This is a genomic window from Pseudomonas sp. BF-R-30, assembly GCF_019956175.1.
Classification (GTDB): domain Bacteria; phylum Pseudomonadota; class Gammaproteobacteria; order Pseudomonadales; family Pseudomonadaceae; genus Aquipseudomonas; species Aquipseudomonas jessenii.
Map to the genome: position 1 here is coordinate 70,697 of NZ_JAHBDE010000004.1, position 21,676 is coordinate 92,372.

The window sequence follows — 21,676 nt, forward strand, 5'->3', positions numbered from 1 at the left end:
CTAACGAATGACCCTGAAGACCATCGAAGGTACCTTCATCGCCCCTAAAGGCCGCTACGCTCTGGTAGTGGGCCGTTTCAACAGCTTCGTCGTTGAAAGCCTGGTCAGCGGTGCAGTTGATGCCCTGGTTCGCCACGGCGTGAGCGAAAGCGACATCACCATCATCCGCGCACCTGGCGCCTTCGAAATTCCGCTGGTTGCGCAGAAAGTCGCCCAGAAAGGCGAGTTCGCGGCAATCATCGCCCTGGGCGCGGTCATTCGTGGCGGCACTCCGCACTTCGAATACGTGGCTGGCGAGTGCACCAAGGGCCTGGCCCAGGTGTCCATGGAGTTCGGCGTTCCGGTCGCTTTCGGCGTCCTGACCGTTGATTCCATCGAGCAAGCCATCGAACGTTCCGGCACCAAGGCCGGCAACAAAGGTGCTGAAGCTGCCCTGTCCGCTCTGGAAATGGTCAGCCTGCTGGCGCAGTTGGAGGCCAAGTGATTAGCGACGAAAGCGATCGTTTCAACCCGCGCGATCCAAAGCCTGCGGATGCCGGCAAGCCATCGAAAAGCGCCAAGCGCCGCGAAGCCCGTCAGCTCGCGACCCAGGCGCTGTACCAATGGCACATGGCCAAGCAGTCGCTGAACGAGATCGAAGCGCAGTTCCGGGTCGATAACGATTTCAGCGATGTCGACGGCGCGTACTTCCGCGAAATCCTGCACGGGGTTCCGCAGTTCAAGACCGAAATCGACACCGCGCTCACGCCATGCCTGGACTTGACCATCGAAGAGCTGGACCCGGTTGAACTGGCCGTTCTGCGCCTGTCGACCTGGGAACTGCTCAAGCGCGTCGACGTGCCGTACCGCGTTGTGATCAACGAGGGTATCGAACTGGCCAAGGTCTTCGGTTCCACCGACGGCCACAAGTTCGTCAACGGTGTGCTCGACAAGCTGGCCCCGCGCCTGCGTGAAGCTGAAGTGAAGGCGTTCAAGCGCTGATTGGCGTTTGGACAGTGTCCTGTCTCGCCGATACGTTCGTTTTTTAGCGAGTGGCTGGTGTTGCCAGACAAGGCGCCGCGACGAGTCATAGCGTGCTATGGCGAGGAGCGGCAACGCAGTATGGCGACACCAGACGCCGCTAAAAAATGAACAGTATTGGTGAGACAGGATACCTGATGGGCGAGTTTGAGCTGATCCGCAATTTCTTCGCCGCCGCGCCTTGTGCGCAGGGCGGCGAAGGCGTTGCCCTCGGGATTGGCGATGACTGCGCCTTGCTGGCTGTTCCCTCCGGGGAGCAGATGGCGATTTCTACCGATACGTTGGTGGCCGGCGTGCATTTCGCCGATCCCTGCGATCCGTTTCTGCTCGGTCAGCGCTCGCTGGCCGTGGCCGTCAGCGACCTGGCCGCCATGGGCGCCACCCCGATTGCCTTTACCCTTGCCCTGACCTTGCCGACGGTGACCGCCGATTGGCTGCAAGCCTATGCCCGTGGTTTGAACCAGATGGCGCAAAGCTGCGGCGTGGCGCTGGTGGGTGGTGACACGACCCGCGGGCCGCTGAGCCTGACCATGACCGTGTTCGGCCGCGTGCCGGCCGGTCAGGCGCTGACCCGCAGCGGTGCGCAACCGGGCGACCTGCTGTGTGTCGGCGGCAACCTGGGCAATGCCGCCGGTGCCTTGCCCTTGGTGCTCGGCCAGCGCACGGCCGAAGCGCGCATTGCCGAGCCGTTGCTGGCGCATTACTGGTCGCCGCAACCGCAGCTCGGTTTGGGGCAGGCGCTACGGGGCAAGGCGACTTCGGCGATGGATATCTCCGACGGCCTGCTCGCTGACTGCGGGCATATCGCGCTGGCGTCGAAGGTCGGTATCGAAGTCGAACGGGATCGTTTGCCACTGTCGCAGAGCCTGGTCGACTTTCTCGGCCAATCGGACGCACAGGTTGCGGCCCTGAGCGGCGGCGACGACTACGTCCTGGCCTTCACCTTACCGTCCGTCGAGTTGCCGCTATTGCTGGCCGATGGCTGGCCGATCCATGTGATTGGTCAAGTGGTGACGGGGCAGTGCGTGAAGCTGCTGGACGCCGATGGCAAAGACATCACCCCGCAAACCCGGGGTTATCAACATTTTCGGGAGTCACCGTGACAGATCATCCCAAACAGGTCCCGGCGGAATTCGTACCGCCGTCGGTCTGGCGTAATCCATGGCATTTCCTGGCGTTCGGCTTTGGCTCGGGCACCTTGCCAAAGGCGCCCGGCACTTGGGGGTCGTTGGTTGCGCTGCCCTTTATTCCGTTGTGGCAGATGCTGCCCGACTGGGGTTACTGGCTGATGCTGGGCATCACCATGCTGTTCGGCTTCTGGCTGTGCGGCAAAGTGGCCGACGATTTGCGGGTACACGACCATGAAGGCATCGTCTGGGATGAAATGGTCGGGATGTGGATCACCCTGTGGCTGGTGCCGGAAGGCTGGCAGTGGTTGCTGGCGGGTTTCCTGATGTTCCGCTTCTTCGACATTCTCAAGCCATGGCCGATTCGCTGGATTGACCGGCACGTACATGGCGGCGTCGGCATCATGCTCGATGATGTCCTGGCCGGGGTGTTCGCCTGGTTGGCGATGCAGGGACTGGTGTGGTTTTTCGCCTGACCGGGGATTTCCAGGCGTTGATCATGAGAGCTGTTTATCGGGGGAAGCGGGGGATGACTGTACGCGGATTGATGGTGATGGCGTTCGCGATGTTTTGCTCTTTTGTCCAGGCGGGAGGAGGGGGTGCTACGCCGCCGTCGGTGATTCATCTGGCCAGCGAAGAGTGGGAAGGCTACACCGCCGCTGACGGTCATGGACTGGGTTGGGACGTGCTACGACAAGTGTTCGAGCCGGCGGGCGTCAAGGTCGACATCCGCACCGAGCCCTACGTACGCTCGCTGGGCCTGGCCGAACGTGGCGAGGTCGATGCCTGCGTCGGTTCCTATCGTGACGATTCTGAGGGTGTGCTCTATCCCCATTGGAACTTCGACACCGATCACATCTATGCCCTGGGCCTGGCCAGCAGTCCGGTACCCACCCCGCAAACCCTGGGCAATTATCGACTGGCCTGGGTTCGTGGCTACGACTACCAGGATTACTTGCCAAATGTGCGCCACTTCGACGAAGTGCAGCGGCGTACCGGCATCGAGTCGATGCTGATTCACAATCGTGCCGACTTTTACATCGATGCCCTGACCGAAGTCGATGACGTCATCAAGCGCGCCAAGGATCCGTCCCAACTGCGGCGCACCCATATCGCCGAGTTGCCGCTGTACCTGTGCTTTGCCAAGACCCCGAAGGCACGCACGTTAATGGCCCTGTTCGACCAGCGCATGGAGCAATTGGTGAAAAGTGGTGAGCTGAAACCGATTTTTGAACGCTGGAAACAGCCTTATCCGTTTGATTCGAACTGACACGGTTCTTACGGCTGACGATGTACCCATTGTGGGAGCGGGCTTGCTCGCGAAAGCGGTGTGTCATGCAGCAATGATGTCGACTGACACGACGCCTTCGCGAGCAAGCCCGCTCCCACATTGATTGTGGTGCGGCGTATATCAAACATTTTGATAGTTATCGCCGATAATTCAGCCTAAGCGTCCTCCGGAACCTGCTGTTACAATGCCGGCTCTGCGAATCTTCAGACTTTTAGATCAGGAGCACACCGGTGCCTGTCGTTTTTGTCGCCGCTTCCAAGCTGCCAACGCCTTTTGCGCAATTCACCATGCATGGCTTTCTCGATGAAGCCACCGGCCGCGAGCACGTTGTGCTGAGCCTGGGTGAATTCGACGATGGTGCCCCGGTACTCGGCCGGCTGCACTCCGAATGCCTGACGGGCGATGCCCTGTTCAGCCAGCGTTGCGACTGCGGCTCGCAACTGGAGGCCGCCTTGCAGGCCATCGCCCGCGAAGGTCGTGGCGTATTGCTCTACCTGCGTCAGGAAGGCCGGGGCATTGGTCTGCTGAACAAGATCCGCGCCTATGAGCTGCAGGACGGTGGCGCCGACACCGTTGAAGCCAACGAGCGCCTGGGCTTTGCCGCCGACCAGCGTGACTACGCCATGTGCCTGCCGATGCTGGAGCACTTGGGCGTGAAGTCACTGCGCCTGATGACCAACAACCCGCGCAAGGTCAAAGCCTTGACCGACATGGGTATCGTGGTCGCCGAGCGCGTGCCGCTGCACACCGGCCACAACCCGCATAACCGACTCTACCTGGCGACCAAGGCCAGCAAGCTCGATCACATGATGGGCAATGAGCATCAGGGCGAGGTAGACCGGGCGTGACCCGCGGTCAGGTGCGGCGGCGACTGTCCGTCAACTGGTGGCAATACCTGGCACTGGCCTTGTTGCCGCTGTTTGTGATCAACGCGGTGTTCGGCCAGAGCGAAGCCATTCTGCCGGTGCTGGCGATGCCGTTGTTCATCGCCGGAGTTGCTTCGATGTTTGTCAGCCTGAAGTTTTTCGGCGCCTACAAACACGCACTGATCGCCACCCAGAAAGCCCTCGATACCCCTGAAGAACCTGCTGCCTGGATCAGTCTGGCGGCCAAGCGGCGCACGGCATTCCTGGCTGCCGGGCTGCCGGCCTGGATCGCTGCCCTGGCGGTGTTCGTCGGTCTCGAAGCCGTGCCGCTGATGCTGCTGGCACTGTCGACCGCCGTGTTGTTCTACCTCTACCGTATTCCGCGTCAACTCGGTTGATGCGCGCGCTTTGGCTGGCGGTGTTGCTGCTGGCCGCCAGTGGCTCGGCCGTCGCGGTCGAACGGGTTGTCAGCCTCGCACCGTCGCTCTCTGAAATCGTCGTTGAACTGGGCTCCGCCGACCTCCTGGTCGGTGTGCTGGACGCCGGTGAGCGACCTGCCGAACTCAAGGACCTGCCCTCCGTTGGCCGCTATGGCCAGCTGGATATGGAGCGCTTGCTCAGCCTCAAGCCCGATCTGGTGCTGCTATGGCCCGGTAGTGTCGGCCCGGCCCAACGTGACCAGCTCAAGCGCCTGAACATTCCCACCTACGTCGCAGAGCCCCATAGCCTGGACCAGCTCGCCGCGCAGATCGAGGCCATCGCTGCTGAGCTCGATCGGCCTGAACGCGGAATTTCATTGGCCAGCGATCTACGCCAGCGGCTGGATGAATTGCGCCAGCGCTATCGCCGGGACAAGCCGTTACGAGTGTTCTATCAGGTCTGGGATCGGCTGCTGTACACGGTTGGCGGCGAGCAGATCATCAGCGATGCGCTGGAGACCTGCGGTGCGCAAAACGTGTTTGCCGACCTGAAGCTGCCGGCACCGCAAGTCAGTGTGGAGGCGGTGTTGCAGCGTAATCCCGAGGTGATTCTGGCCAGCGATCAGGCGCAGCTTGATGCGTGGAAAGCCTGGCCGCAGGTGGCGGCGGTATCACAAGGACAATTGCGCCTGGTGACGGACAAGGGCCTGGAGCGGCCGAGTGGGCAGATGATCGAGGCAACGGCAAAGCTTTGTCATTTGATTGCGCCCTGTGGCGAGGGGGCTTGCCCCCGTTCGGGTGCGCAGCACCCGCAATCAGATTAATGCGATGTACCTGAGAAATAGGGGTATAGGATTTTGGGGCTGCTTCGCAGCCCAACGGGGGCAAGCCCCCTCGCCACAAATGATCGAGTCTGGCTTTAGATCTCTGGTGTCCACGTCACCCCAAACATCCACGCCCGACCTTCCTCGCGATACCCATACTGGCTACCTTGGTAGCTGTACAACGCCCGGCTGTAACCCTTGTCCAGCAAGTTGTCGACCTTCAGTTCCAGCTTGATTTCACGATTGAGCTCCCAGCTGCTGCGCAGTCCCAATAAGGCATAGCCGCCGAGGGGTTGTTGATTGTTCAAGTCGTCATAGCTGCTGCTGACCGCTTGCCAGCTGGCGCCGAGGCCCAGGCGATCGAACTGTCGGTCCAGGTCCAGGCTCAAGGTGCGCCGCGCACGACGGGCCAGGGTGTGGCCCGTATCACGGTCGCGTGGGTCGATGATCGCCACGCCAAGGTTGCTCTGCCAGCCGAACAGTTCCTGCTTCAGCGCTGCTTCGAAGCCGTTGATCCGTGCCGAGGCGACGTTTTCGGGGCGTGAGTTGCTGCCGAAAATAATCGCGTCTTCAAGGTCGGTGCGATACAGCGACGTCTCCAGGCGACTGCTCTCGGTCAATTGGCTGCGCCATTGCAGCTCATAGCTCTTGGATGTTTCGGGTTTCAAATCCGGGTTGCTGAAATCCGGGTAATACAGATCGTTGAACGTCGGCGCGCGGAAGCCTTCGCTATAGGTCAGCAGCACTTCGTTGTCCGGGGTCAGCGGCAGGGTGAAGGTGCCGCTCCAGGTGTTCTGGCTGCCGAACTGCTGGTTATCGTCGTGACGCAGACCCAACTCCGTAGAGAAACTGTCGGCCTGAAAGCGATGCTGGATAAACGCGGCGCGGTTCCAGCGGCTGTCTTCGTCGAACGCTGTGGTGCTGTTGATCCGGTCTTCGTACCAGTCGCCACCGAGCATCAGGCTGTTGCGCTCGTTAAGCGCCAGATCGTTCTGCCAGTTGACCGAGTCGCGGTAAGTATTGAAAACACTGCGCTCATCGCTGAGCTTGTCGAGAGTTGTCTCGCGGTTTTCGCTGTGACCGAGTTCGACGCGGGTTTTCCATACATCATTGATCTGTGCATCAATGTAGCTGCTGACGCTGCTCACATTGAAGTCGTTGTAGGGCTGCTGTTGATAGGACTTGTCCGTCACGTAATCGTAACGGCCGAACGGACTATCAAACTCGCTCTTGCCACGGTTATCCAGCACGTTGGCGCCGACTTCGATGTCTTCCGTCAGGGCGTGACTCAGGCTCAGGCTGAGGGATTTGTTGCGGTAGGCGTCGTGATCGCCATCACTGGGATACGACTCGTGGGTGCGATTGATCCCGGCGGTTTCGTCGAGGCTGGCGCCGAGGTTGAAGCGGGTTCGCTCATCACCACCGGACAGGCCAAGGCTGCGCTCCCAGGTCTGATTACTGCCAAAACCGGTGTGCATGCGCGGTTGCAGGCCTTGTTCACCGCCGCGGCGGGTGAAGATCTGGATCACCCCGCCAATCGCATCGCTGCCGTAAATCACCGAGCGGGAGCCGCGCAGCACCTCCACGCGCTCGACCTGTTCGATATTGATGTGTTGCAGGTTGCTGTCGCCGGAGGTCGAACTGCCGATGCGTTGGCCATCCACCAGCACCAGGCTCTGGGCCGACTGGGTGCCGCGGATGTAGACCCCCGGAATGCTGCCGCGCCCGCCGGACTGCGAGACTTGCACACCCGGTACCCGACGCAACAGGTCAGTGACGCTATCGGGTTGCAGGCGATCGATGTCGTCGCGGGTGAACACGGTGTTGGCGGCGCTGCTGTCATTGCGCGCTTCGACCTGGCGGTTGGCGCTGATCAACACGTCTGGCAGCTTAAGGGCCTGGTCGCGTTCGAAGGTGTCGGCAGAGGCGTTAGCGGTAGGCAGCAGAAGCAGGGGTAGGGCGAGGCGGGAGAACTTCATGGGTAGTCCGTTGGTGTTTCGTGGCGCACACAAATCAAATGTGGGAGGGGGCTTGCTCGCGAAGGCGGTGTGTCAGTCAACCTCTCAGTTGAATGATCCGACGCTTTCGCGAGCAAGCCCGCTCCCACAGGGTGTTGCATGTATCCAGGGATTTAGCTGTTCAGCAGTTGCAGGCGCTCGCGGATCGAAGCCTCGATCCCGGCTTCATCCAGCCCGCACTCAGCCAGCATTTGCGCAGGCTTGGCGTGTTCGACGTAAATGTCCGGCAAGCCCAGGTGCAGCATCGACTTGAGGATGTTTTCGCGGGCGAGGAATTCGCTGACCGCGCCACCGGCGCCGCCCATGATCGCGTTTTCTTCGACAGTGACCAGTAGTTCGTGGCTGCCAGCGATTTCGCGAACCAGCGCTTCATCCAGCGGCTTGACGAAACGCATGTCGACCACTGTTGCGTCCAGCGTCTCGGCGACTTTCAGGGCTTCGGCCAGTTGCACGCCGAACACCAGTAGGGCGACTTTGCTGCCCTGGCGGCGGACTACGCCCTTGCCGATCTCGATCGGTTCGAGGTCTTTCTCGATGGTCGCGTTCGGGCCGTTGCCGCGTGGGTAACGCACCGCTGCCGGGCCTTCGTACAGGTGGCCGGTGGTGAGCATCTTGCGCAGCTCGTTTTCATCGCTCGGGGTCATCACCAGCATGCCGGGGATGCAGCGCAGGAACGACAAATCGAAGCTGCCGGCGTGGGTTGGGCCGTCTTCGCCGACCAGGCCTGCGCGGTCGATGGCGAACAGCACGTCGAGGTTCTGCACAGCGACGTCATGCACCAACTGGTCGTAACCGCGTTGCAGGAAGGTCGAGTAGATGGCCACCACGGGTTTGGCGCCTTCGCAGGCCATGCCGGCCGCGAGAGTGACGGCGTGCTGCTCGGCAATGGCGACGTCGAAGTAGCGCAGCGGGAAGCGTTCGCTGAAAGCGACCAGGTCCGAGCCTTCCTTCATCGCCGGGGTAATCCCGACCAGACGCGGATCGGCCGCCGCCATGTCGCACAGCCACTCGCCGAACACACCGGAGTACTTGGGCCCGCTGCTGGCCTTTTTCGGCGCGGCGGCCGGGGCGTCCAGCGGTTCGAGTTTGGTGATGGCGTGGTAACCGATCGGGTCGACTTCCGCCGGGGCGAAGCCTTTGCCTTTCTTGGTGACGACGTGCAGGAACTGCGGGCCTTTCAGATCGCGCATGTTGCGCAGGGTAGCGATCAGGGTCGGCAGGTCGTGGCCATCGATGGGGCCGATGTAGTTCCAGCCCAGTTCTTCGAACAGCGTGCCGGGAACCAGCATGCCTTTGGCATATTCTTCGGTCCGACGGGCGATTTCCCAGGCACCGGGCAGGCGCGACAGCACTTTCTTGCTGCCTTCGCGCATGCTCGCGTAGGTGCGGCTGGAAAGGATCTTCGCCAGGTAGTTCGACAAGCCACCGACGTTGCGCGAGATCGACATGTCGTTGTCATTGAGGATCACCAGCATGTTGGCGTTCACTTCCGGCGCATGGTTCAGCGCCTCGAACGCCATGCCCGCGGTCAACGCGCCGTCGCCGATCACCGCGATCGCCTTGCGCTCGCTGTTTTGCAGGCGGGCGGCAATCGCCATGCCCAGCGCGGCACTGATCGAGGTGCTGGAGTGGCCGACGCCAAAGGTGTCGTACTCGCTCTCGGAACGACGCGGGAAGGCGGCGACGCCGTCTTTCTGGCGCAGGGTGCCCATGCGCTCGCGACGACCGGTGAGGATCTTGTGTGGATAAGCCTGATGACCTACGTCCCACACCAGCCGGTCGTCCGGGGTATCGAAGACGTAATGCAGCGCGATGGTCAGCTCGATCACGCCCAGGCCGGCACCGAAATGCCCACCGGTCTGGCCGACCGTGTAGAGCAATTCCAGGCGCAACTCATCGGCCAGGGTTTCCAGCTCGGCTTCGCCTAACCGGCGCAGGCCGTCCGGCGTGTTCGCGCGATCGAGCAGGGGCGTGGTCGGGCGCTTGCGGGGAATCTCATGAAACGTCGTGGGCATCAGGCGAATCGTTATAGGTATAAAAGATGCGGCAGTTTACCTGATGCATCGTCCCCTGCCCACGCGTTGGTCTTTTTTGACGGATTTGCCGTCAGCTGCGGCGATCGACGATATACCGGGCCAGATCACGCAACGGCTCGGCCGCCGCGTCAAACGGTCGCAGGGCGTGCAGGGCCTGGTCGCGCAGCTCCAGGGCATAGGCCTTGGCGGCGTCGAGGCCGAGCAGGGCGGGGTAGGTCGGTTTGTCCCGGGCAATGTCGGCGCCCTGGCGTTTGCCGAGGGTTTCGGTATCGCTTTCGACGTCGAGAATGTCGTCTTGCACCTGGAATGCCAGACCGATGGCCTGTGCATAAGTCTGCAGGGACTTGAGTTCGTCTTTCTCGGCACGGCCGCTGGCCAGGGCGCCGAGTTTGACGCTGGCCTCGATCAGCGCGCCGGTCTTGTGCCGGTGCATGTACTCCAGGGCTTTCTGGTCGAGCTTCAGACCGACCGAGCCGAGGTCGATGGCCTGACCGCCAACCATGCCCGCCGGGCCTGCCGCCAACGCCAGGGCACTGACCATTTGCAGGCGGATTTCGGCATCCGACGCGCTCAGGCGTGGATCGAGCAGGGCGCTGAAGGCCAGGCTCTGCAAGCCGTCGCCGGCGAGGATCGCGCAGGCTTCATCGAATTTCTTGTGGGTGGTTGGCTGGCCGCGGCGCAGATCGTCATCGTCCATCGCCGGCAAATCGTCATGCACCAGCGAGTAAGCGTGGATCAATTCCACCGCACAGGCCGCACCGTTGGCTTGCTCGGCCTTGCCGCCCAATGCTTCGCACGCGGCGTAGGCCAGCAGTGGACGCACGCGTTTGCCGCCATTCATAACGCTGTAGCGCATGGCTTCGTACAGCCGCGCCAGCTCGGGGCTCGGTGCGGTGAACAGGGTTTCCAGCGCTGTGTTGACGCGGGCCTGGCTGGAGGCCGAGTACGCTGCAATCATTCTGGCTGATCCGCGTCGAAGGGTTCCTCGGCCAACTCGCCATCACGCTCGAGCAGCACCTGAACCTTTTGCTCGGCCTGGGCCAGCGCCGCCTGGCAATCGCGTGTAAGACCGATGCCCTGCTCGAAAGCGGCCAGCGAGTCCTCCAGCGACAATTCGCCATTCTCCAGGCGCTCCACCAGCGTTTGCAGGTCGGCGAGGGATTGTTCGAAATCCAGTGCAGCTTTTTTGCGGGCCATGGCGGCGATTTCCGGTTGACGTTAAACCGGCGCGACACTAGCAGATAGGGGGTTTATGGGCAAATGAGCGAGGTGTTTGGTGCAAGGGTTTCAGCGCTCAGGAGGCGCCTGGTCGGGATATTTGATCTGGTAGCGAGTACTGCGCCCGCCACCCGGCAGGCGTTGCAGGCATTCCTTATCCAGCAGTTCGGCCAGATGCCGGGTCGCGGTCGCTTTGGAGACTTTCGCAACGGCTTGATACTGCGCCGCACTGATCCCGCCTTCGAATCCTCGTTCCCCTCCGTCCAGCAAACGATTCAGTACTTTGGTCTGCTCGGTCGACAGCTCGGACTCCCGGTGCGCCTGCCAGAAGCGCGCTTTGCCCAGCACGGATTCGATCCGTGCCATGGCCTGCTGCAGGCTGCGCAATAGAGTTTGCAGGAACCATTCGAGCCAAACCGTAATGTCCGTGTTGGATTTCTGGCAGGTTTCCAGCGCCCGGTAATAGCCAGAACGATCCTCGAGAATACTCGCCGACATGGCATAAAAACGGATCGCCTGAGCTTCGCCTTGAGCCAATGCAAGGTCGGTGATCGTCCTGGTCAGGCGACCGTTGCCGTCGTCAAACGGGTGGAGTGTGACAAACCAGAAGTGTGCGATGCCAGCTCGAAGCAAAGGGTCGAGCCCGGACAGATTTCGGCTGGTTTCAAACCATTCGAGGAAGGCATCGAGTTGGCGCTCAAGGCCCAAGCGAGGCGGTGCTTCGAAGTGCACCGTCGGTCTATCGAGACGACCGGAAACCACTTGCATTGGATCATCGCCGCGCAAAGCACCTACACGAATGCTTTGCGCGGCCAAGCCGATTTCCTGTTCTGGAAACAGCCACTCATGCCAATCCAGCAATCGTTCAAGTGTCAGCGGCTCGGCGAAATGCTGGGTAGCATCGAGTATTAATTGCGCGAGCCCTTCACTGCGCTTGCTGATGTTGTCGCCATCATTGAGCTCCAACCCCAATCGCCGCGCCAATGAAGAACGAACTGAACCGACATTCAGCTGTTCTCCTTCAATGGCCGATGAGGTGACGATGTTTTGCAACAGTGCATCCAGCTCACTTTGCGCGCTCAGCGAACTGCCCACGGAACTGGCCATGCCCATTAGCCGACCTTGTGCTTGAACGCACTCACGTAACATGGGCGCCAGTCGTTCGGCATTCCAGGTGAACCCCGGCCAATCAGGCTGCTGCCATATCCATTGAGGTGTCATGAACTTGATGCTCTAAGTAGGGGTGAGCCGATTAGATGGGCTATTCGGCTCACATAATGAGCCGAATATGGCGCGTATTCGGCTCACCGTCCACCCGTTACCGTGATTCCCGCCGCAATTTCGGTGCCATCCGATTGTTAAAAAACACCCGAATGGCTAACCTTCAAGCCCTATACGACCCGGTAGTCACGGGTCTTTCAGACGAAACGCAGTATCCACATCTGTAACGCGCTCAGGATCAGGCGCAAGGTTTCGTCATGCATGGCAGGAGGCGTCGCATGCGCTCATTTCTTTTGCTGCTGATCGGGTTGGCTATCGTGCCCGTGATTCTGGCTGCGCCGGATGCCGCGTTGTCGGAACCGGTGGGCGGCTGGCGTTACAACGGTCTGCTGGACCGTAGCGAAAACCCGCAAGTCGCCTATCCCGCGCCGCCGATCGACCGGGGTGTGCAGCGCAATCGCACGATGATCGAAGGCCAACTGAAGGCCCTGGGCACCCAGCGCGGGCCGCACACCTTGGCGGTCAACGGCAATCCGCTGAATCTCTATACCGACGAACAAGGGCGTTTCGCCCGACCCTATGCGTTTGGCGCCGGTTCCAACAGCGTCGAAGTGCGCAGCGCCGAAGGCCAGTCTCTCAAGCGTGTTCAATTCTATGAAGCCAACAACCTGCGCACCCCGGCGCGGATTCGCGTGGTGCTGGGTTGGGACGATCCGAAAGCCGAACTCGACCTGCATATTGTCACGCCTGATGGTCAGCATGCCTTCTGGGCGCATTCGGCCTTGACCAATGGCGGCGGCCTCGACCCCGACGGCGTCGATGGCCCGGGTCCGGAAATGTTCACCATGACCGCACCGCTGCGTGGCACCTATCTGGTTTACGTGAACTATTGGGGCAACTTCGGCAGCGGCGGCTATAACTTCGATGAGACCAGCAACCAGAACGAGGTGATTACCTCGCAGATCAACCTGGTGCTCAACGAAAACACCGTCGATGAAAAACGCGAGACGTTCATCGTGCCCCTGCGCGCAATCGGCGACCTGCTGCTGGTCAAGACTTTCAACTACTAAGCATCCCCGCTCCACGGATGAAATTCGGGTTTTGTGAACATGAGTGATAGCACTGTTACTCCGGCAGCTGGCGCACCCGCGGCCAAACCTCCCCTGCATTGGCCGACGCTGCTGATCGGGATATGCCTGGTCGTTGTCGTGGCCGGTGGGTTGGGGTGGTTCATGCACAAGCCCAAGGCCCCGGCCCCCGTGTTGGCCAGTGACATACTGGGCATGAGCCGCCCGGATGGCCTATTGGAAACCCACTCCCTGAGCCAGTTGCCCAAGGACTTGCTGGCGGTGCCGTTCCTCAAGGAAACCCTGACCGAAGATTTCGTCTTCTATTACGAAACCCATGCCGATCGCTTGGGCTTGATCGGCAGCTTGCGGCGGATCATCTACGAACACGACCTGAAACTGCAGGACACCTTGATCGAGCAGTTGTTCGATCAGCCTGCCGATGTAGCGTTGTGGCGCGGGGCGGATGGGCGGCTCAAGGATTTCCTGCTGGTGATGGATCGCGGCGGGCTGGCCAAGGTGCTGGAGCCGCTGGCCAAAGTGGCGCTGGGCGACTCGCAGCTGAGCAAGGTCGCTGACGTGAAGGTCGGTACCGACGACGTGGCGCTCTATCAACTCAACTACAACGCGAGCAAGGCGCTGCTGTTCGCGTCCCATGGCGACAAACTGGTGGTGTTGTCCAATCCGGCGAAACTCTACGATCCGCAAAGTGGCGCAACGGAAGAATCGGGCAGCGTGTCGACCACGGCCATTGCTGCGCTGCTCAATGGCGACAAACTGTTTCCCGAAGCCTTCGGCCTGGCACCTCGTGAGCCGCAAGTGAAACAACGCCTGTCGGTGAATGCCAGCGTGCTGGCCATGGGTTACCAGCGTTTCATCCCTACCTTCGCCGGCCTGCGTTTTGACATGGACGACAAGGGCTGGCACAGCTTCCTGGCCATGGATGAACTGGAGAATCAGCCAGACTTCGATTTCAAACCGATCTGGCAAGCCATGCCCATGGGCGCCAGCGCTTGCGTGGCGTTGCCGCTGGCGGCCGAACAACAGACACCGCTGCTGGTGAAGCTCGGTGCGCAGGAGAAGGTGGCCCAGGCATTGACCGAACACATGGCCGGCGCGGCAGGCCTGTGCTGGTATGCCGATTCGCGGTTGTACACGCCCTTGCTGGTGGCCAGTCTCAACGATGATGACAGCGGCAAACTCGATGGAGATCTGGGCAGCCTGTTTGGCTCGATGGTCGGTGCCTACGAGAGCAAAGTCGAAGACGGTGCCTTCCCGGTGATGGAGAAACAGGCAGGCCAGAGCCACCAGTGGCAACGCCAGGTCAGCTCCAGTTTCGGTCCCTATGCGGCCAAGGAGGCCGAAAACCCCGACGCGATCACCGGCAAGACGTTCATGAAAGTCAGCCTGGCGAGGCATGGCTCGACGTTGCTTTTCTCCCTCGACGACAAGCTGGTGGACAAGGCTCTCGGCACCCTCGACAAACGCTTCCCGCCGATGGCCGACGTGGTACCGAAAGACCTGCTGATGCCGGTCTATTTCGGCCCGGACTCCATGGCCCAACTGATGCAGCAGGAAACCCTCGACAGCCTGCCCCAGGATATGGAACCGGTGTTCTATAACGCCGCGCAAACCTGGCTGATCCCGAAACTGCGCAAGCTCGGCGGCTACGGCAAATACGCCCTGACCTTGCCCGAAGGCAGCGAGCCAGACGGCCACTGGCAGTGGCTGCCGCTGGAGTGGAAAGCCCTGTGACGGCATTGATCCGAAGTCTCGGCCTGCTGGCGTTGTTGCTGAGCGCGGGTGCCCGCGCTGTCGAGGCGCCGTCGCTCGACCCACAGCAATCCCAGGTGTTTCGTGCCTGGTTCGTGCGCATTGCCCAGGAGCAACTGAGCCAGGGCCCGAGCCCGCGCTGGTATCAACAAGACTGTGCCGGGCTGGTGCGCTTCGCCGCTAACGAAGCGCTGAAAGTCCATGACGACAAATGGCTGCGCAGCAATGGCCTGTCCAATCGTTACCTGCCGCCGGAACTGCAATTGAGCGACGCCCAGCGCGGTCTTGCCCAGCAATGGCAGCAGGGCGGCGGCAAGGTCGGGCCATACGTCAATGCGATCAAATTGATCCAGTTCAACAGCCATCTGGTCAGCCGCGATGTGTCTCAAGCGCGCCCTGGCGACCTGATGTTTTTCGACCAGGGCGACGACCAGCACCTGATGATCTGGATGGGCCGTTACATCGCCTATCACACCGGCACCAGCACACCCACCGACAACGGCATGCGTTCGGCAAGCCTGCAGCAACTCATGACATGGAAGGACACCCGATGGATACCCGACGCAGCCAACCCCAACTTCATCGGCGTCTATCGACTGAATTTTCTTTCCCAATGACCGGTGCCCGCATGCTGCGTTTTCTGTCTCTGCTGTTGGTATTGGTGCTGCCGTTCTCGGCGGTAAACGCCGAAGACTCGGTCCCGGCCAGCGGCTATGCGCCAGTGGCCGGCGAGAGTTTTTTCCTGCTGGCCGACAGCAGCTTTGCCAGCGATGAACAGGCGATGGTGCGCCTTGAAGCGCCGGGTCGCGACTATCGCCGGTTTCGCATGGAGCCCTACGGCGGCGCCGATATTCGGGTGTATCGCATCGACAAGCCGCTGGACTTCCTCAAGCGCCAGAAGAACCTGCATCGGGTGGTCAGCGATGGCCAGTTCAAGGGTGAAGGCCTGTCCAACACCCTCGCGTACCTGTGGGACAACTGGTATCGAAAATCCCGTCGGGTGATGCAGCGGGCGTTTTCCTACGAGTCGCGTAAACAAGTCACCGAGGAAGTGCCGGAACTGAAGATGGGCAACGCGATGGCCGCGCCAACGCCCTACGATGCGCAGCCGCAATTTGCATTGATACCGGGTTTGCCGGTGGTCAGCCAGTTCCGTTATCCGTTGTGGCAGGCCAAGCCGATCCAGCCACCTGCGGGGGTGAACCTGGCCGGTTCTTCCAGCGAGTTCGTCAGCGTCGCGCCGGGCAACGTGTACATCCCGTTGGGCAATCTCAAGCCGGGTCTTTATCTGGTGGAAGCGCTGATCGGCAAGTACCGCGCCACCACCATGGTGTTCGTCTCCAACACCGTGGCGGTGAGCAAGATCGCCGGTGACGAATTGCTGGTGTGGGCCGCGCGCAAACACGAAGGCAGTTCGGTGCCGAAGGTCAATGTGCTGTGGACCGATGGCCTGGGCGTAATGAGTAGCGGCGCCACCGATACCGATGGCTTGCTGCGCTTGAAACACGTCAGCCCTGAGCGTTCGTTCGTGATCGGCGAAGACGAAGAGGGCGGGGTGTTCGTCTCCGAGAATTTCTACTACGACAGCGAAATCTACGACACCAAACTCTATGCCTTCACCGACCGGCCGCTGTATCGACCGGGGGATTGGGTGTCGCTGAAAATCGTCGGGCGGGAGTTCAAGAACGCGCGGGACTCGGTGCAGCCAAGCGCGGCCGACGTCAATGTGACCGTGCTGGATGCGACCGGCACGGCGCTGCAATCCCTCGATCTGAAGCTCGATTCCAAGGCTGGCACCCAGGGCCGATTCCAGTTGCCCGATAACGCTGTGGCCGGTGGCTATGAACTGCGTTTCAACTACAAGGATCAGGCTTACAGCAGCGCCTTCCGCGTCGCTGAATACATCAAGCCGCACTTCGAGATTTCGCTCAATCTGGCCAAGCAGGATTACCGCACAGGCGAACCGGTCAAGGGCAGCCTGGTGCTGCTGTACCCGGATGGAAAACCGGTGGCCAATGCGAAACTGAGCCTGAGCCTGCGCGCCCAACAGCTGTCGATGGTCGACAACGAACTGCAATACCTCGGGCAATTTCCGGTTGAACTGACCAGCACCGAATTGACCACCGACGCCAAGGGCAGCGCGTCCCTCGACTTGCCGGCAGCGGACAAGCCCAGTCGCTACATGCTCACGGTATTTGCCAGCGACGGTGCGGCGTATCGGGTCAAGACCACCAAGGAAATCCTCATCGACCGTGGCGCGGCGAATTTCCGCTTGAGCGCGCCTCAACGCTTCAGCGCGGTGGGTGACAAGGTTGCCTTCAGCTATGCCCGCGAAGGTGAGCAGGCCGATGCCGTTACGCCAGGCAGCTATGGCTGGGTGCGTTTGGAGGACCAGAGCACCGGCGAAGGCAAGCTCGCGGCAACCGACAAAGGTTTCACCCTGGCCTTTGACCGGCCGGGCACCTACAACCTGACGCTCAAGGATGATCATGGCCGGGCGGTCGGCGCCACCGGCCATTCGGTGACCGGCGAAGGTGTCAAAGCTGTACCCGGCACCGTGGAAATCGTCCTCGACAAGCCCGAGTACATCGCCGGCGATGAAGCGCTGGCGCTGATCACTTTCCCCGAGCCATTGAGCGATGCGCTGTTATCTCTGGAACGCGACAAGGTCGAAGCCACTGCGCTACTTTCCAAGGGCGGCGACTGGCTGACGATGGAAAAACTCAGCGATACCCAATACCGCGCGCGCATCCCGGTGAAAGGCGGTTTCGCGCCGAACCTGACCTTCTCGGTGTTGTACACCAAGGGTGGCCAATACAGTTTCCAGAACGCCGGCATCAAGGTGGTAACGCCACAGATCGACGTGGCAATCGCCACCGACAAAGAAACCTACCTGCCGGGTGAAACCGTCTCGGTGGACCTGACCACCCGGTTCGCCGGCAAAGCGATCCCCGCGCACCTGACGGTCAGCGTGGTCGATGAAATGGTCTACGCCCTGCAACCGGAAGTCGCGCCGAGCATCGACCAGTTCTTCTATCACCCACGGCGCAACAACGTGCGCACCAGCGCCAGTTTGTCGTTCATCAGTTATGACGTCGCCTTGCCGGGCAGCCCCGGTGCACCGGGCAAGGCCAATCGCAGTGAGCGCGGCGTGAAAGTGCTGGAACGGCCGCGTCGCGAAGACGTTGACACGGCGGCGTGGCAACCTGAATTGCTGACCGATGCCAACGGCAAAACCCGCTTCACCTTCAAGATGCCCGACTCCCTGACCCGCTGGCGCATCACCGCCAGGGCCATCGCCGATGGCGGTCAGGTCGGGCAGAAGAAGCAGTTCGTACGCTCGGAAAAACCGCTGTACCTGAAGTGGAGCGGGCCGACCCGATTCCGCGCCGGTGACAAACCGGACCTCGGTGTGTTCGCCTTCAGTCAGGCCGAGAAACCGGTCAAGGCCGAACTGGTGACCCGTTACGCCGGCAACGAACAGCGCGTGCCTGTAACTCTGAACAGTGGCATCAACTACATCCCGTTGCCGACCTTTGAACTGGTCAATGGCGAGTGGAGCGCCGCACTGATGCAGGATGGCAAAACCGCTGATGCCCTGGCGGTGCGCCTGAGTGCGACCGGTGAAGGCTGGCAGGTGACTCAAACCCAGAGCCTTGATGTGAGTGAGGGCGATACGCCGCTGACGTTGCCGACAGACGCCAGTGATATCCGCCTGCGTCTGGACGACAGTCCGCAAGCGTTGTTCCGTTCTGCACTCGACGATCTGTTGAGCTACCCCTACGGTGGCGTCGAGCAGACCGCCAGCGGCCTGCTGCCATTGAGCATTGCCTACCCGACGCTGGCGGCGAATCCGCAGATCCGTGATCGCCTGCGTCTGATCATGCAAAACAGTCGCTTGCGTCTGGTACAAATGGCCGGCCCTTCGGCGAGCTTCACCTGGTGGGGCATGGATGGCGAGCCGGATGCATTCCTCACCGCCTACGCCTATTACGCCGACTGGCACGCCAGCCAGGTGCTGGAGCTGAGCCTGCCGCCGGAGCATTGGCAGCGGGTGCTGGAGGTCTACGCCAAACAGGCGAAGAACACGCCGTTGTTGCAGCGGGCGCTGATCCTGTCGTTCGCCAAACAGATGCAGTTGCCGGTCAACACCTTGCTCAGTGGCTTGATGGACGACCTGGCGAAAGCGGGCGAGGGCACCGCCGCGAACCTGATGGAGAACGGCGAAGACAGCCTCGTCATGAGCGATCCGGATTCAGCCTTGGGGCTGGCGGCTGCACGCGTGCTGACGGCATCGTTGGCCAGGCAAGCGAAGGTCGCTTTACCGGACGCGTTCAATCGGCAACTGGCCGACGCGCAGCAACGTCTGGCGGTCAGTTCCCAGCCGTTTGCCGAAGCGCTGAACCTGTCGCTGCAACCCTTCGATCAGGCTCACGCCCAGGCCTTGCTGCAACGTTTGCTGCCTCAGCAATCGACCCTGGAACGTGCGTTGGCATTGACCTGGCTGCAACGCAGCATCGAGCAGGCATCGCCCACCATTGCATTGGCGCCGGGTGAAGGCTGGAAGAAACAGTACGGGGTTTCTGGTGAGATGTACTGGACGTGGCAGGGGTCTGCGCCAGTGCCGACGGTATTGACGCTGACCGGCGCGCAAGAGCGTCCGCTACGCGCTGCATTGAGTTACCGTAGCCAACAGCCGGTGGTCGATCCGATGGCCGTGACCATCACCCGTCGCCTGTCGCGATTGGTGCCGGGGGATGCGGCTTTCACCTTCAAACTTGAAGCGGTCGGCAACGCGCCACTGTCCAGCGACAACCTCTATCTCGATGAGGTGATCGTCACCAGCCAAGCCGCCAGATCGTTGCGTTACGGGATGCTGGAAGTGCCGCTGCCACCGGGCGCCGATGTCGAGCGCACGACCTGGGGCATCAAACTCATGGGCATGGCCGGCACCGAGCCGACGTCGCTGGAGAAGGCGCGTTTCGAACCGGGGCAAATGGCTTACGCCATTCCGGTCGATGCCTTGAGTGGTGAATTGCGCCTGCGGCATTTGGTGCGTTTCTCGCAGAAAGGGCAGTTCAACTTGCCGCCGGTGCGTTTCACTCAGGTTTATGCGCCGCAGCATCAGGCGATGGAACAAAAGGCAGCCCTTGGCCAGGTCACGGTTCACTGACGTGCACAGGCGGCTGACAGCTTGGTTGTTGTGTTTGATCCCTGTGCTGGCAACGGCGCAGGACGAACCTTTGCGCCTGGCCTTCAAGGGCGATTTGTTGTCGCTGAGTCGAACGCAGGTGATCACCCGCGAGCCGTTGCCGCAGACGTTGCAGTCGCCACTGGGCAGTGTGTGGAAGTTGTTCGTCTACGCCTGGCTGGTGGACACCGGCGCGCGTGAGCCGGCTTATGAATGCCGGGGCCAGTCGAAGGAAGAGGTTTATTGCTGCACGGCGGGCGGCAGGATCGAGCGTGATCAGGCGTTGGTGAAGTCATGCGGTCTGTATTTCGAACCCGCACGGTTGGGCATCGGCGATGCCGACTGGCGAGCCTATTGGCAGACGCGGCAGGCGCCGCAATGGTTGCTGGATTTGCCTTCGTTGCAACCGGCTACCCGGGTTTCGGTGGCGGAACTGTTGAAGGTGCTGTCGGTACTGCCGGCACAGGAACAAGCCCGGCGTGTGTTGCTCGATGTGGTGCTCAACGCCGCCGATGGCCAGGTCGTCGGCGAACTGGGAAGCCGCCTGCGGGTGAAGACCTGGAGCTGGCTGGCGGATCAGGATGCAACATCGCGACAGGGCGGATTTGCCGGTTGGACGGCGGACGGTACACCGGTCTGGGCCGGCGGGCGTGGTACCAGTCAACGGGTTCTTCGAGATTACGCGCAGGCACTGTCTACGGTGATTCCTGTTGCATGGCCTGTGGATGCAGGGCAGTGCGTAGAGGTCGACCTGTTCTCTCGCTATCCACTTCGGCGCGTGCTGTCAGGGGGCACCGCAGTGACTTCCGGGGCATTGCAGGGTGACTACCGCGTCGAATTCGCCAACGGTAATGCGCTGGATATCCACAGCGACGGTGAACTGTTTCTGCTGAGCGACAAGCTCGTGGCTCGTCTGAATCGCGAAGAGTACGTTGCCCGTGTGCTCCAGCGCGAAGCCAGTACAGAACCGGTCGAAGCCGCCAAAGCCCTGGCCGTGGCCATCCGCACTTACCTGCTGCAAAACGCCACGCGCAGCGGTGACTGCCTGAGCATCGACGACAGCAGCAGTCGTCAGCGGGTCGCACCGCGTCCGGCGTCGTCCGAGTCTCGCGACATCGCCGCCTGGACCAGCGACCTGGTGCTGGCCGGCAGCACCATCACCTACCATTCCGATCAGCCTGGCCCGGACAAACTGTCCTGGCAGCAAGCCGTCGAACAGGCCCGTGCCGGCCAGCGCTACGACGCCATCCTGCTGCACGCCTACCCACGCGCCAGTCTCAGTCGCTGGGACAACCCGGTCGCGTCCTGCGAAGCGTTGCCCGCCGCACAAGAATGGCTGCAGAAACAACGGCGCGGCTGGCGCCAAAAACTTGAAAGCGAAACCGGCTACAACGAAGTCAGCACCTTCGCCGTATGCCGCCTGGCATTCGGCCGCCCCTATGTCGACCGCGAACGTCAGCGTATCTACGTGCGTGGCGCGCGGACACTGCAAGACCGCCTCGACCTGACCCACGAATACCTGCACCTGGCCTTCGAAGCACACCCCAATGGCCAGGATGAAACCTACATCGAAGGGCTCGCCCGCCACCTCTTGCTGGAATAGAC

At 61.4% G+C, this 21,676-nt stretch carries 18 protein-coding genes; 13 read left to right on the forward strand and 5 right to left on the reverse strand.

Annotated elements, in window-relative coordinates:
• Positions 1–7: 7 nt before the first annotated feature.
• From ribE to KGB20_RS02965, 8 genes are all read left to right on the forward strand, one after another.
• Positions 8–484 (forward strand): 6,7-dimethyl-8-ribityllumazine synthase, encoded by a 477-nt coding sequence (gene ribE / locus KGB20_RS02925; RefSeq protein WP_003228649.1) that lies wholly within the window; start codon positions 8–10, stop codon positions 482–484.
• Positions 481–981: a transcription antitermination factor NusB gene (nusB, locus tag KGB20_RS02930; protein ID WP_057713127.1), complete on the forward strand. Its 501-nt coding sequence runs from the start codon at positions 481–483 to the stop codon at positions 979–981. The genes ribE and nusB overlap by 4 nt, the downstream gene beginning before the upstream one ends.
• Positions 982–1,157: 176 nt before the next feature.
• Positions 1,158–2,123 carry a thiamine-phosphate kinase gene (gene thiL, locus KGB20_RS02935; RefSeq protein ID WP_154910618.1) on the forward strand — a complete coding sequence of 322 codons (966 nt, stop codon included), beginning with the start codon at positions 1,158–1,160 and terminating at the stop codon, positions 2,121–2,123.
• Positions 2,120–2,623, forward strand: coding sequence for a phosphatidylglycerophosphatase A (locus tag KGB20_RS02940; RefSeq protein WP_007970166.1), 504 nt, complete (start codon positions 2,120–2,122; stop codon positions 2,621–2,623). Before thiL ends, KGB20_RS02940 begins: the two co-directional genes overlap by 4 nt.
• Positions 2,624–2,676: 53 nt before the next feature.
• Positions 2,677–3,417 (forward strand): substrate-binding periplasmic protein, encoded by a 741-nt coding sequence (locus KGB20_RS02945; RefSeq protein WP_154910619.1) that lies wholly within the window; start codon positions 2,677–2,679, stop codon positions 3,415–3,417.
• Between the two features lie 251 nt (positions 3,418–3,668).
• Entirely contained in the window at positions 3,669–4,286 is a 618-nt protein-coding gene (gene ribA / locus KGB20_RS02955) for a GTP cyclohydrolase II (protein WP_008053837.1), read from the forward strand.
• On the forward strand, positions 4,283–4,702 hold the full coding sequence (locus KGB20_RS02960) for a hypothetical protein (RefSeq protein WP_057713130.1): 420 nt from the start codon (positions 4,283–4,285) through the stop codon (positions 4,700–4,702). Before ribA ends, KGB20_RS02960 begins: the two co-directional genes overlap by 4 nt.
• Positions 4,702–5,547: a cobalamin-binding protein gene (locus KGB20_RS02965; RefSeq protein ID WP_154910620.1), complete on the forward strand. Its 846-nt coding sequence runs from the start codon at positions 4,702–4,704 to the stop codon at positions 5,545–5,547. Before KGB20_RS02960 ends, KGB20_RS02965 begins: the two co-directional genes overlap by 1 nt.
• A gap of 95 nt (positions 5,548–5,642) precedes the next feature.
• Here KGB20_RS02965 and KGB20_RS02970 read toward each other — a convergent pair whose 3' ends face one another.
• The 5 genes from KGB20_RS02970 to KGB20_RS02990 form a co-directional block, all read right to left on the reverse strand.
• Positions 5,643–7,526 carry a TonB-dependent receptor domain-containing protein gene (locus KGB20_RS02970; RefSeq protein WP_154910621.1) on the reverse strand — a complete coding sequence of 628 codons (1,884 nt, stop codon included), beginning with the start codon at positions 7,524–7,526 and terminating at the stop codon, positions 5,643–5,645.
• Between the two features lie 152 nt (positions 7,527–7,678).
• Positions 7,679–9,580, reverse strand: coding sequence for a 1-deoxy-D-xylulose-5-phosphate synthase (gene dxs / locus KGB20_RS02975; protein ID WP_154910622.1), 1,902 nt, complete (start codon positions 9,578–9,580; stop codon positions 7,679–7,681).
• 91 nt (positions 9,581–9,671) lie between these two features.
• A complete protein-coding gene (gene ispA / locus KGB20_RS02980; RefSeq protein WP_154862102.1) occupies positions 9,672–10,559 on the reverse strand; it encodes a (2E,6E)-farnesyl diphosphate synthase in 888 nt (295 codons plus the stop codon).
• The gene (locus KGB20_RS02985; protein WP_007970180.1) at positions 10,556–10,798 is read right to left on the reverse strand and encodes an exodeoxyribonuclease VII small subunit; all 243 of its coding nucleotides are present in this window, start codon (positions 10,796–10,798) and stop codon (positions 10,556–10,558) included. The genes ispA and KGB20_RS02985 overlap by 4 nt, the downstream gene beginning before the upstream one ends.
• A gap of 90 nt (positions 10,799–10,888) precedes the next feature.
• Positions 10,889–12,040 (reverse strand): Fic family protein, encoded by a 1,152-nt coding sequence (locus KGB20_RS02990; RefSeq protein WP_154910623.1) that lies wholly within the window; start codon positions 12,038–12,040, stop codon positions 10,889–10,891.
• Between the two features lie 278 nt (positions 12,041–12,318).
• Between KGB20_RS02990 and KGB20_RS02995 the strand changes: the two genes are divergently transcribed.
• From KGB20_RS02995 to KGB20_RS03015, 5 genes are read left to right on the forward strand one after another with little or no spacing between them, the layout of a single operon-like run.
• Positions 12,319–13,110 (forward strand): YfaP family protein, encoded by a 792-nt coding sequence (locus KGB20_RS02995; protein WP_154910624.1) that lies wholly within the window; start codon positions 12,319–12,321, stop codon positions 13,108–13,110.
• A gap of 39 nt (positions 13,111–13,149) precedes the next feature.
• On the forward strand, positions 13,150–14,862 hold the full coding sequence (locus tag KGB20_RS03000) for a DUF2138 domain-containing protein (protein WP_154910625.1): 1,713 nt from the start codon (positions 13,150–13,152) through the stop codon (positions 14,860–14,862).
• On the forward strand, positions 14,859–15,497 hold the full coding sequence (locus KGB20_RS03005) for a DUF1175 domain-containing protein (protein WP_057713137.1): 639 nt from the start codon (positions 14,859–14,861) through the stop codon (positions 15,495–15,497). Before KGB20_RS03000 ends, KGB20_RS03005 begins: the two co-directional genes overlap by 4 nt.
• Positions 15,494–20,053: an alpha-2-macroglobulin family protein gene (locus KGB20_RS03010; RefSeq protein WP_154910626.1), complete on the forward strand. Its 4,560-nt coding sequence runs from the start codon at positions 15,494–15,496 to the stop codon at positions 20,051–20,053. Before KGB20_RS03005 ends, KGB20_RS03010 begins: the two co-directional genes overlap by 4 nt.
• Position 20,054: 1 nt before the next feature.
• Complete coding sequence (locus KGB20_RS03015) at positions 20,055–21,674, forward strand: DUF2300 domain-containing protein (RefSeq protein WP_154910627.1); 1,620 nt, start codon at positions 20,055–20,057, stop codon at positions 21,672–21,674.
• Positions 21,675–21,676: the final 2 nt, after the last annotated feature.